The following is a 12144-nucleotide window of genomic DNA, read 5'->3' on the forward strand; positions in this document are numbered from 1 at the left end:
ATTTTCTGCAAAAAAGCTTGAGGTCGTGAAAATGACTTCAAGCTTTTTTGTTCTTACAGGCGGGAGTCAGGCTTTACTTCTTGCAAAATTGTCGTGGCGATTTCTTCGATGGATTTTGCGGTAGATGATAACCAGCGTATCCCTTCTCGTTTCATCATCGCTTCTGCTTCATTCACCTCATAGCGGCAGTTTTCCAAAGATGCGTATTTACTGCCTGGGCGGCGCTCATTGCGAATCTCGGATAAGCGCTCTGGGGCGATGCTGAGGCCAAATATTTTTCCTTTGAATTCAGGTAAAGCAGACGGTAGCTTACCGCGTTCAAAATCATCCGGAATTAAAGGATAGTTGGCTGCTTTAATTCCATACTGCATTGCTAAATACAGCGTGGTTGGCGTTTTACCTGAACGTGACACGCCGACCAAAATGACATCGGCCAGTGAGAGATTTTTATTCGATTGCCCATCGTCGTGCGCCAGCGAAAAATTGATAGCTTCAATCCGATTCTTATATTCTTCGGTATCTGCAATATTGTGGCTGCGACCGACTGTATGTGTCGACTTAATACCGAGCTCTTCTTCTAACGGTGCTACAAAGGTTTGAATTAAATCCATATGCAAGCCCTTGGATTTGAAAATCACACTGGCTAAATCAGGTTTTACCAAAGTGGAAAAAACAATAGGTCGATTGCCGGTCAATTCAAAAGCTTCATTGATACGTCTTACCGCATCTTCTGCTTTTTCAATATCGTCAATAAACGGCAAGCGGACTTGCTTAAATTTAAGATCGAATTGCGTGATGACCGAGTGTCCAAATGCTTCCGCCGTAATGCCAGTGCCATCAGAGACAAAAAAGACAGTGCGATTGGCAATGGGCAGAGCGGGGGCGTGATGATCGGACATAGGGAATAATGGTTAAATGGGTAGTCAAATATTGAGGGAAATTGTACAGTAAACCGTCCAGGCTCAGTTTATCGTATGGTGAATTTGACAGAATAAATATATCAACTAAAAAATTCACAAATTCCGATAAATTTTAAAAGCCAAATGTAATTTTTGCAGCGCACAAGGTAAAATGCCGCTCAATAGCAATTCAATAGTAAAGTTGACGCTGGCAACAGAATAACAAGAAAGCCTGTAGGCGTGCGACGAAGCAGTGCGAAAGATTTCTTATCATCAAAAAAGAGGTTGTTATGTCTAACGCAGCAAATATCGAGGCGCGCAGTGAATCTGTGTATGTTGCCTCGTTCGAAAACTTACGGATGACCGATGTTGATTCCGTTGGCGGTAAAAATGCTTCACTTGGCGAAATGATTAGCCAGCTTGCTTCTGCTGGCGTGCGTGTTCCGGGTGGTTTTGCCACTACAGCACAAGCATTTCGTGATTTTCTTTCCTATAGCGAAAACGGCGGTTTGCCTTTAGCTCAACGTATCGCAGATCGCCTCGCGACACTCGATATCGAAGACGTTAAAGAGTTAGCGCGAGCTGGCGCGGAAATTCGTCAATGGATTATTGATACACCTTTTCAGCCACGCCTGCAAAAAGAAATTGAAGAGTTTTATAACAAACTCGTTGCAGATTCAACAGCGGAAATGTCGTTCGCGGTGCGTTCTTCTGCAACCGCTGAAGATTTGCCAGATGCCTCTTTCGCAGGTCAACAAGAAACATTCCTGAACGTCGTTGGTATCGACAATGTATTAGAAGCGATGAAGCATGTGTTCGCCTCTTTATACAATGACCGTGCGATCTCTTATCGCGTACATAAAGGTTTCACTCACGCTGAAGTCGCATTGTCTGCTGGTGTGCAACGCATGGTGCGCTCGGATCTCGGCGCAGCTGGTGTGATGTTCACGATTGATACTGAGTCTGGTTTTAAAGACGTGGTGTTCATTACTTCTAGCTACGGTCTTGGTGAAACGGTAGTACAAGGCGCGGTGAATCCGGATGAATTCTATGTGCATAAACCGATGTTGGAATTAGGTAAGCTGCCAGTAATTCGCCGTAATATTGGTTCCAAATTGATCAAAATGGAATTTACCGGCGAAGCCAAAGCGGGTCGTTCTGTGAAGACTGTCGATGTACCTATCGAACTGCGTAATCGTTATTCGTTGGACGATACAGAGGTTGTTGAATTAGCTAAGTACGCTGTGATCATCGAGAAACACTATGGTCGTCCTATGGACATCGAGTGGGGCAAAGACGGTCGCGATGGCAAACTCTATATTTTGCAAGCACGCCCAGAAACGGTGAAGTCGCAGCAAAAAGCAAGCGACGCACAGCAACGCTTTAAACTCAAAGGTACGGGCGCAGTATTGGTATCAGGCCGTGCGATTGGTCAAAAAATTGGCGCTGGTCGCGTACGCGTCATTCACGACCCATCCGAAATGGAACGCGTACAACCAGGCGATGTACTGGTCGCGGATATGACCGATCCCAACTGGGAACCAGTCATGAAGCGTGCCGCCGCCATCGTCACTAATCGTGGTGGTCGTACTTGTCACGCGGCGATTATCGCGCGTGAACTCGGTGTGCCAGCGGTAGTTGGTTGCGGTGATGCGACGGATCTTTTGAAAGACGGCACATTAGTCACGGTGTCTTGCGCTGAAGGTGATGAAGGTAAAATTTACGACGGCTTGATTGAAACTGAAGTGACCGAAGAAGTTCGTGGTGAATTGCCGAAGTTGCCATTGAAAATTATGCTGAACGTCGGTAACCCGCAATTGGCATTTGATTTCCAATCAGTACCGAACGAAGGCGTGGGCTTGGCGCGTTTGGAATTTATTATCAATAACAATATCGGCGTACATCCAAAAGCGATTTTGGAATATCCGAATATTGATCCTGATTTGAAAAAAGCGGTGGAATCGGTGGCGCGTGGTCATGCATCGCCAAAGGCCTTTTACGTCGATAAATTAGCTGAAGGTGTTGCGACGATTGCCGCAGCGTTCTGGCCTAAAAAAGTCATCGTGCGCCTATCTGATTTTAAATCGAACGAGTACAAAAAACTCATCGGTGGTACACGCTACGAACCGGACGAAGAAAATCCAATGTTAGGCTTCCGCGGTGCTGCACGTTATTTGGCCAGCGATTTCGCCGAGTCTTTCGAGATGGAATGCACGGCAATGAAACGCGTGCGTAACGACATGGGTTTGACTAATGTCGAAATCATGGTGCCTTTCGTACGTACTTTAGGTCAAGCAGAAAAAGTCGTGAATTTGCTCGGTAAAAATGGTTTGAAGCGCGGCGAAAATGGTTTGCGTTTGATCATGATGTGCGAAGTGCCTTCAAATGCGATTCTGGCTGATGAATTCTTAGAGTTCTTTGATGGTTTCTCTATTGGTTCTAATGACTTGACACAATTAACTTTGGGCCTGGATCGTGACTCTGGTATGGAACTGCTAGCGGCAGATTTTGATGAACGCGACCCTGCGGTAAAAGCGATGTTGTCACGCGCGATTTCTGCGTGTCTTAAAGCGGGCAAATATGTCGGCATTTGCGGCCAGGGACCTTCCGATCATCCTGACTTTGCAGAATGGTTGATGCAACAAGGTATTGAATCGATTTCCTTGAACCCAGATTCAGTGATCGATACATGGAAGCAGTTGGCTGCCGTTGCTAAGTAAAGTGCCGTTGTAAATTCTCGGTAAATGAGAGCGCGAAGATTCAATTGAGTCTTCGCGCTTTTTTGCTGGATAATCTCAGAGAGAGAACTATGACACTAAAAAATGCTTCGAAATTCGTACTCAAGTCAGGAACCGTGACGGACTGTATCGAGATATCGCTCACCGAATTCATCGATGCCAAGCAAGCTTATGTTATTAACCAAAGGTGTTTGGCACTTGAAGAGAAGTACTCGTTAATCTTGCAGAACTATGCAGACTTCGAAAGTCAATTGCATTCAATTGCGTTATCGACACTCCTTTTTGGCGTCAAAGAATGGGCTGAGTACATGAATGAGATTCAGTTGGTTAATGGAAAACTTCTTAACCTCCTTTCTTCAACTAAAGCATACCTTGATCAAGTTCCCCAGAATCTAAATGACATCTTCGGCGATAGCTGTTCACAGTCTGAGTTGTTCGAAAAGAATACCAATAAAGAGTTCGATGACTTTTACTCGTACCGTATTATGAGTGCAGTGCGAAATCATGTGCAGCACAGTGATTTCCCAATTCAACTCATGCAACATGGCAATCAATGGAAAAATGAGGAAAGAACTCAGTGTAGTCATCACGCAACCGCTTACATTAGTACTCGTGAATTGTCCGAAAATAAGAAGATCAGGTCGAAAACAAGAGAGGAGCTTGTAGCTCGTGATGAAGATAAGTTAGATGTAAAACCATTGGTAAGGGAATACCTCTCCAGCATGGCTCGACTTCATCGCGAGGTTCGACAAAGTGTCAATGAAGTTGCAATGAGGAGCGAAGCAATCGTTCGCCAGTTGACTAGTCGATTTGCGGAAGTAAATGGCGAGCGCGTCTTCGGGTTAGCTGTTGTCGCTATTAGTGACGAGGGTAGGGAGCTGGAGCGAGTTCCCTTGTTCTCTGAAAATGTAGACCGTCGGAATTATCTAATTAAGCATAATGCCGTACTCACCAATATGGAAAAGCATTTCATATCGGGTGAAATATAGTTTTCAATTTTTGTTAATTGCGGTTATGTGTACTAACCAGGCTCGATCTGATCGTTACCAGTTTTTCTAGGGTGACTGAGATTGGGTTTGAGTCAATTTAAGTCGTTTCTCCATCACGCAAAATATCTATTGGGATTCTGTCATAGCACATTTTGTATAGATGAGTTCTTTCATAGTCCTAGGAGTTTGGGTATACAACCAAAAATCGGTGAACTAATAAATGCTAAGAAACTTGAAGAAATCACTAATCTGTTAGCACTTCGCGAAGACTTTGGTTTGGATGAGTAAAGCGACGTTTATGGGGACTTACTTTTTGTGTTGTGTACAAATCTTTTCATCGCCTTGTCACAATCAACTTGTACATTAAGCGTATCAAAAACAAGAAAAAACATAGAATTAGTAATCCCTCAAATTACCTGCAAAAAAACCCTCCACATCATCGGTGTCGAGGGTTTTTTTGTTTGTAGAATACCGATGACAATTTATTAGTTATCGGGCAGACTGTTGTAATTCTTTATAAGGAGAATAATAAATGGAAGCATGGACTTGGTGGTTAGTGTTAGCTGGAGTGGTCGTTATTTGTGAGTTGTTCACTGGTACGTTTTATTTGTTGATGTTTGCACTTGGTTTAGCAAGTGCCGCTGCCGCATCTTTATTCATCGGCTCGGTGCAATTGCAAATGTTGATCGCTGCGGTGATCGGTAGTGCCGCAACTCTGGCTCTGCATCATAGTAAATATGGTTGGAAAGAGAGGGGCGAAGCAGCACGCGATCCAAACGTGAATATCGACATCGGCCAGCAATTAAAGGTCGACGAATGGGAAGATCAAGGCAATGGCGTGTTTGTCGCAAGGACCAAGTACCGTGGCGCTATGTGGGATGTGGAATTACGTCATGCAAATGGCAGCTCAGGTTTATTTGTGATCGAGGCAGTAGAAGGTAGTCGATTAATTGTTCGCCCCGCTTAGTCAAACTCAGTTCAAGTAGTTTTTAAATCGGTTTAAACAAAATAATAAAGGAAATCAAAATGGAAAATTCTGGCTTTGTCGTACTCGTATTATTTGTGTTGGCGCTCGTTTTTATTATGAAAACGATTAAAGTTGTGCCACAGCAGGATGCGTGGGTTGTTGAGCGCCTCGGTAAGTATCATGCGACTTTGGCACCGGGGCTCAACATCGTGGTTCCATTCGTTGATCGCGTCGCTTACAAGCATGTGTTAAAAGAGATCCCGCTGGATGTACCGCCACAAGTTTGTATCACCAAAGATAATACGCAGTTGCAAGTGGATGGTATCTTGTATTTTCAAATTACCGATGCGATGCGTGCCTCTTACGGTTCGTCTAATTACATTGCAGCCATTACGCAATTAGCACAAACCACACTGCGTTCAGTGATCGGTAAGATGGAGCTCGATAAAACTTTTGAAGAGCGCGATCATATCAACACGACGATCGTCAATGCGATTGATGAGTCCGCTGCAAACTGGGGTGTAAAAGTATTACGTTACGAGATTAAAGACTTGACGCCACCAAAAGAAATTCTGCATGCGATGCAAGCACAGATCACGGCAGAGCGTGAAAAACGCGCCTTGATTGCGGCATCGGAAGGGCGCAAACAGGAGCAAATCAACATCGCAACCGGTGAGCGTGAAGCATCTATTGCGAAATCTGAAGGTGAGAAGCAGGCATCGATTAATCGTGCGGAAGGTCAAGCTGGTGCGATTCGCGCCATTGCCGAAGCGAGTGCAGACGCGATTCGTCAAACAGCAGCAGCGATTCGTGAGCCAGGTGGCGCGGATGCGGTGAATTTGAAAGTAGCTGAGCAATATGTTGCTGCGTTTGCGAATTTGGCGAAGACGAATAATTCCATCATCGTGCCTGCGAATATGAGTGATATGAGTGGATTGATTGCAAGCGCGATGCAAGTTGTGAAAGCACAGAAATAAGTTCTCGCGCTTGAGGTTCTAACACATTAGTTCTTGTTCGACTGTCGTCATCAACAAAGCCACCGATTCTTCCGCGAACGGTGGTTTTGTTTTTTTGCTACATAGTTAATTTATTTAATTGTAATTTAATATAAATGTTTTTATACTTTTAATCTTTCTATCACTTAAATGGTGCAGAGATGAAAAAGATTAAGAACGACTCGCTTATGGAGTTTCGTAACGAGCTCCGCAGTGAGTTCGGTAATGAGTTCAGCAGTGAGCCCACTACTGAACTTTCTCAAGATCTGAATAACCGCGGTAAAGCGCGCAGACAGATCTTATTTTATTCTCTGCTTCCTTTGAATTTTTTAGCGCTATCGGTGAGTGCCAAGTCTTTCATTGCAGCAGAAAGATCGGCTGCCAGACCTGCAGATTTTTCGATAGCGGAACCAGACAACCACCTTGGTTTAGCCTTGGTTTTACCACTAGCGCTGAGAGACGCGAGTCAATTACTTAGTTCGAATCTCACCGACTATCTGATGAGTGAAAAATTAGATGGCGTGCGAGCCTATTGGGATGGTAAGAAATTGTATTTTCGAAGCGGCCGTGTGATTAATGCGCCAGCGTGGTTCACCGAAAAATTTCCTACACATCCTATGGATGGCGAATTATGGATGGGACGTGCGCAATTTGAACGCTTATCTGGTGCGGTACGGCGACAGCAAGCCAATGACCAAGAGTGGCGACAAATTCAATATTGCTTGTTTGAATATCCTTTGGCTAAAGGTGAATTTCGTCAGCGTTTGCAAGATTTGCAAAATACGGTGGACAAACTACATATTCCTTGGCTGCGTATCATCCCACAAGAATCGGTGAAGTCCGTAGAACAAATCGAAGCAAAGCTCAAACAACTGAGCTTGCAGAAAGCGGAAGGATTGGTTTTACACCTGGCGAGTGCAGAATTTCAGGCGGGGCGCAGTGAGTTCGTTTATAAATTGAAACCACAACATGATGCAGAAGCGAAAGTAATCGCTATACAAGCTGGTCAAGGAAAATATCAAGGCATGATGGGGGCTTTACTGCTTGAGACTTCAGAAGGCAAACGCTTCAAGCTTGGTACAGGTTTTGACGACGAACAAAGAAGAAATCCACCACAGGTCGGCTCTTTGATTACCTATCGTTATCGTGATTGGACTGCTAGCGGATTACCCAAATTTGCTAGTTTTGTGCGTGTGTATCGACCTGAATAAATTAAGAAAAAGATGAAAAAGGAGATATGGGAAACAGGTGGAAAATTAGGGTCTGTTGACATATATTTTAGGCAAGTGAATGCGCGCAAATGAGCACAGGGCTAGGCTATCGCTATAGGAAAGTTCCCTTGCAAGGGAACTCCGTTACGTCAGCGGACAGCATGCTGTCCGAAACCCTGACTACACCGCAAGCTGCGCGGTAGCGGGTTTTAAACAACATGCACTATAAGCAGATTGCAACACCGCCATGTGCCCATTTGAGCCATTCCCGGAGGGTTTCACTCAAAACGCACGATGAACAGCGTTGCATCTCTTGCTGGGGCGGCCAGCCGCAGCGGCGAGATGCGCCTTGCCATCCTGCGTTTTGAATGAAACGCTTGCCTAAAATATATGTCAGCAGACCCTAGTCGATCATATACTTTTTCTTGAGTGTTTCGATGAGACCTGAGGCTCTTACTTTTTCAAATGCGTGACGAATTTTTTCTATGATCACTGGTTCAGTTTTTTTGTTAATGGCAAAGTAGAACAGGAATTCATCGTTTAGTAGATACACGGGTTCCATAGCATCTTTGGGGTAAGGTAACTGACTCAATTCGTAATTCGCACCACCATTCGTCGCCAAAATAAGATCAACTCGCTTGAAGAAGAGCTTCTTAACATTCGATGCTGTGGTCGGCGCCTCATCAATTTGTTCTCGCGGGAAAAATCCGCGCTCCATCACCAATTTGAGACTAGAGGTATCGCGTACGATACTCACTTTATATTTTTTTAAGTCTTCTTTATCTTTGATCTGTATGTCAGTGCGTTCTTTTAATTTGAATAGCCATAATTTTCTGATGCCAATCGGGCCTATCCATTCAAATAAATTCTCACGATCGGGGGTTCTGGTCGTCGTATAAAGCAAGGTGTTTGCTTCAGTGCTGGCGTGTTGATAGGCACGATTCCAACTTATGAGCGTGTAATTAGCGTCTAGGGCGGCTTCCTGTAATACAGCCTGCAGCAATTCAGTCGAATAGCCAGTGAGTTTGCCTTCAATATAGTAGCTATAAGGTGGCCAGGCCTGGGTGTACACCTGCAAAGTTTGTGCTTGAAGAAGCGAGACAGGCGTCATCAGTGATAACACCAAACACGCTTGAGACAGTAGCAAACAAGATGTACGCATGTTGCTCTCGATATCAGGAGAGATGATGCTTTATGGTAATGCTGAACCGATAGATACGCAAGGACTGCGCCATTTGGTACAAATTCGTACAACAGAAATGAAATGAGGGGCGTAAATCCCCTCATTTTGTTGACGATATGCGATGTTCTTAGCTTGCAGCTTCTAGAAATTCCTGTTGTTCCAGCCAGTCGGCCTCTAGCTGATCCAATTCTTTCACGACATAAGCTTGATCTAATAGGAGATTTTTTAATTTCTCTTTATTGGCATCATCATAAATGGCGCCATCTTCGAGTTGCTTACTGTAGTCATCCTTTTTCAGATTCAGCTTCGCCATTTGCTCTTCCAGACGTTTGATTCTGGTTTCTATCGGCTTACGTAAAGCGGCGATACGTTGACGCTCTTCGGCATCGCGGCGTTTGCGTTCTTTTTCATCGACGGGTGCACTCGGAACTGGTTGTGCCTGAGGTAATGCAGCTGCCTTTTCTTTGGATTTTACTGGCAGAGCGGCAGCGTTGGCTGCAGCAGCGGCTTGTTCTAACTTAGTTTTGTAGAGCCAGTCTTTGTAATCGTCGAGATCACCATCGAAAGGCAAAAGCTTACCATCGGCAACGATGATGAACTGATCTGTCGTTGCGCGTAATAAATGACGGTCATGGGAGACGACCACCAATGTGCCTTCGAATTGTGCCAAGGCTTCAGTTAAGGCTTCACGCGTTTCTAAATCTAAGTGATTGGTCGGTTCGTCGAGCAGCAATAGGTTAGGGCGTTGCCAGACAATCATCGCCAATGCTAAACGCGCCTTTTCACCACCAGAGAACGGCGCAATCGGGCTAGTCACCATACTGCCGGGGAAGTTGAAGCCACCGAGGAAATTACGTAATTCTTGCTCACGTACATCGGGCGCAATGTGTGCCAAATGCCAGAGCGGCGATTCATCGTGACGCAACATTTCTACCTGATGCTGAGCGAAATAACCTACTGATAAACCTTTACCTGTGGTGATCGTACCTGTCAGTGGAGGTAATTCACCCATGATCGTTTTGATCAAGGTTGATTTACCTGCACCGTTAATTCCCAATAAACCTATGCGCTGGCCGATTTGCAAAGAGAACTTTACGTCACCGACAATTTTCTTTTCGGTAAAACTATGGTCGGTTTGCGATTCAATACGGTAGCCGCAATCGACATCGTCCATCACCAACATAGGATTGGGCGCGCTCAGTGGCTCGCGGAATTCAAATGAGAACTCCGCAGCAGCCCGCAAAGGTGCCAATTCTTCCATTTTCTCCAAGGCTTTAATCCGACTTTGCGCTTGTTTTGCTTTGGAGGCTTTTGCCGCAAAGCGATCAATAAAGGATTGTAAATGGGCGCGTTTGCGGCTTTGTTTTTCGATAGAACTTTGGGCGAGAATTAACTGCGCTGCACGTTGACGTTCAAACGCGGAATAGTTGCCAGAATAACGTTTAAGTTTACGTTCATCGATATGCACGACGACGTTGACTACACCATCCAAAAAATCCCTATCATGCGAAATGATGATCAGCGTACCCGCATAGCGTTTGAGCCAGTCTTCTAGCCAAATAATTGCATCGAGATCCAAGTGATTGGTTGGTTCATCAAGCAGCAGTAAATCGGATTTGCACATCAATGCTTGTGCCAGATTTAAACGCATACGCCAACCACCAGAGAAGCTCGCGACCGATTGTTCCATCTGTTCAATCGTGAAGCCCAAACCCAGCAATAATTGCTCGCCACGCGAACGTACGGTATACGCATCGGCATCGGCCAGCGCACCGTAGACTTCACCAATCGCGATACCGTTGTCGTGAGATTCAGGTTGTGCTTCGAGTTCTGCTAATTGCGCTTCTAGCTTACGTAGGGTGACATCACCATCAATGGCATATTCAATCGCACTGCGTTCGAGAGGTGGCGTTTCTTGTGCGACGTGCGCTAATTGCCATTTGGCGGGGAATTCTATGCTCCCTTGATCAGGATGTAATTCACCACGCAACATGGCAAATAAGCTTGATTTGCCTGCGCCGTTAGAACCAATCAGACCGATCTTATCGCCCGGATTAAGTGTGACATCGACGCTGTCGAAAAGGGGTTTAGTACCACGGGCGAGGATGACCTGTTGAAGACGTATCATTATTGACTAACAAAAAATAGAGGCGTAGTGAACTACAAAAATAAAATGCTCAAAACGCTTTTTCACAAGTGTTTTGAGCGATAAAACTAAAGAGTAAAAAAAGTCTGTTGATGCTTTTACTGCAAATTAATTACCTTCCTGCAGTTGTTCAGCCGTGAGCAGAAATACCATGTCATCACCAGCACTCGTTGACAACCAGGTTAAGCCAAATTCAGCAAAGGCTTCTTCGGCGAATACGCGTTCGTTGCCGATTTCCACCATCAAAATACCATTTGGCTTGAGGCGTGATGCAGCACCAGCGACAATCTTGCGCACCAGATCCATGCCATCGTCACCACCCGCTAATGCAATTTGCGGTTCATGCAAATATTCTTTCGGCAATTTGTTCATGGAGTTCGAATTCACGTAAGGTGGATTCGTAATGATCATGTCGTAGAGTTTGTCTGGCACATTGCTATACAAGTCTGACTCAATCAGCGTGATGCGATCTTCTAATTCATAGGTAGCGACATTTTTTGCGGCAACAGCGAGTGCGTCTTTAGAAATATCGACCGTATCTACGTGGGCATTTTCAAAGGCATCTGCCAACATGATAGGCAGGCAACCAGAACCTGTGCAGAGTTCCAAAATATCGGTCACCTCTTCTGGATCTTGTACCCAAGGTGTGAAGCGTTCTGGAATTAATTCTGCAATAAATGAGCGAGGTACGATGACGCGTTCATCAACATAAAAATTATACGTGCCTAACCAAGCTTCATTCGTAATATACGATGCCGGAATTCTATCGGTAGCGCGACGTTCAATGACGGCAATCGCCGCATCGATTTCATGTGGTAACAGGCGGGCATCTAAAAATGGTTCGATTTTATCGAGCGGCAATTTCAAAGTATGCAGCAACAGATAGGCGGCTTCGTCTAAAGCATTCGCACTGCCATGACCAAAGAACAGTTGCGCCGTATTGAAACGAGTTACGGCATAGCGCAACAGGTCACGTAAGGTTTGAAACGGGAGTGTGTTTGAGCTCGTCATAATAA

9 protein-coding genes are annotated in these 12144 nt (G+C 45.0%); 5 read left to right on the plus strand and 4 right to left on the minus strand.

Going from position 1 to position 12144, the window contains the following annotated elements:
* Positions 1–53: 53 nt before the first annotated feature.
* Positions 54–899 carry a posphoenolpyruvate synthetase regulatory kinase/phosphorylase PpsR gene (ppsR, locus tag H8K55_RS11915; RefSeq protein ID WP_186942294.1) on the minus strand — a complete coding sequence of 282 codons (846 nt, stop codon included), beginning with the start codon at positions 897–899 and terminating at the stop codon, positions 54–56.
* 290 nt (positions 900–1189) lie between these two features.
* Here ppsR and ppsA point away from each other — a divergent pair, with 290 nt between their 5' ends.
* The 5 genes from ppsA (at position 1190) to H8K55_RS11940 (ending at position 7799) form a co-directional block, all read left to right on the plus strand.
* On the plus strand, positions 1190–3619 hold the full coding sequence (gene ppsA / locus H8K55_RS11920; RefSeq protein ID WP_186942295.1) for a phosphoenolpyruvate synthase: 2430 nt from the start codon (positions 1190–1192) through the stop codon (positions 3617–3619).
* 89 nt (positions 3620–3708) lie between these two features.
* A complete protein-coding gene (locus H8K55_RS11925; protein WP_186942296.1) occupies positions 3709–4626 on the plus strand; it encodes a hypothetical protein in 918 nt (305 codons plus the stop codon).
* 532 nt (positions 4627–5158) lie between these two features.
* Positions 5159–5593, plus strand: a complete 435-nt coding sequence (locus tag H8K55_RS11930; protein WP_186942297.1) for an NfeD family protein — start codon at positions 5159–5161, stop codon at positions 5591–5593.
* A 59-nt stretch (positions 5594–5652) separates the two neighbouring features.
* Positions 5653–6570, plus strand: coding sequence for an SPFH domain-containing protein (locus H8K55_RS11935; RefSeq protein WP_186942298.1), 918 nt, complete (start codon positions 5653–5655; stop codon positions 6568–6570).
* Positions 6571–6749: 179 nt separating this feature from the next.
* The gene (locus H8K55_RS11940; protein WP_186942299.1) at positions 6750–7799 is read left to right on the plus strand and encodes a DNA ligase; all 1050 of its coding nucleotides are present in this window, start codon (positions 6750–6752) and stop codon (positions 7797–7799) included.
* 403 nt (positions 7800–8202) lie between these two features.
* Here the strand turns inward: H8K55_RS11940 and H8K55_RS11945 are convergent, their stop codons facing one another.
* The 3 genes from H8K55_RS11945 to prmB all read right to left on the minus strand — a co-directional run bounded on the left by H8K55_RS11945 (position 8203) and on the right by prmB (position 12139).
* Positions 8203–8961, minus strand: coding sequence for a substrate-binding periplasmic protein (locus tag H8K55_RS11945; protein ID WP_186942300.1), 759 nt, complete (start codon positions 8959–8961; stop codon positions 8203–8205).
* Positions 8962–9109: 148 nt separating this feature from the next.
* On the minus strand, positions 9110–11110 hold the full coding sequence (locus H8K55_RS11950) for an ATP-binding cassette domain-containing protein (RefSeq protein WP_186942301.1): 2001 nt from the start codon (positions 11108–11110) through the stop codon (positions 9110–9112).
* A 126-nt stretch (positions 11111–11236) separates the two neighbouring features.
* Positions 11237–12139 (minus strand): 50S ribosomal protein L3 N(5)-glutamine methyltransferase, encoded by a 903-nt coding sequence (gene prmB / locus H8K55_RS11955; RefSeq protein ID WP_186942302.1) that lies wholly within the window; start codon positions 12137–12139, stop codon positions 11237–11239.
* Positions 12140–12144: the final 5 nt, after the last annotated feature.

This window comes from Affinundibacterium flavidum (genome assembly GCF_014284175.1).
Classification (GTDB): domain Bacteria; phylum Pseudomonadota; class Gammaproteobacteria; order Burkholderiales; family Burkholderiaceae_D; genus Undibacterium; species Undibacterium flavidum.

Excerpts from the sequence above, each read along its gene's own strand:
- ppsR (WP_186942294.1), bottom strand. The coding sequence starts at position 899 with ATGTCCGATCATCACGCCCCCGCTCTGCCCATTGCCAATCGCACTGTC.
- ppsA (WP_186942295.1), top strand. The coding sequence starts at position 1,190 with ATGTCTAACGCAGCAAATATCGAGGCGCGCAGTGAATCTGTGTATGTT.
- H8K55_RS11925 (WP_186942296.1), top strand. The coding sequence starts at position 3,709 with ATGACACTAAAAAATGCTTCGAAATTCGTACTCAAGTCAGGAACCGTG.
- H8K55_RS11930 (WP_186942297.1), top strand. The coding sequence starts at position 5,159 with ATGGAAGCATGGACTTGGTGGTTAGTGTTAGCTGGAGTGGTCGTTATT.
- H8K55_RS11935 (WP_186942298.1), top strand. The coding sequence starts at position 5,653 with ATGGAAAATTCTGGCTTTGTCGTACTCGTATTATTTGTGTTGGCGCTC.
- H8K55_RS11940 (WP_186942299.1), top strand. The coding sequence starts at position 6,750 with ATGAAAAAGATTAAGAACGACTCGCTTATGGAGTTTCGTAACGAGCTC.
- H8K55_RS11945 (WP_186942300.1), bottom strand. The coding sequence starts at position 8,961 with ATGCGTACATCTTGTTTGCTACTGTCTCAAGCGTGTTTGGTGTTATCA.
- H8K55_RS11950 (WP_186942301.1), bottom strand. The coding sequence starts at position 11,110 with ATGATACGTCTTCAACAGGTCATCCTCGCCCGTGGTACTAAACCCCTT.
- prmB (WP_186942302.1), bottom strand. The coding sequence starts at position 12,139 with ATGACGAGCTCAAACACACTCCCGTTTCAAACCTTACGTGACCTGTTG.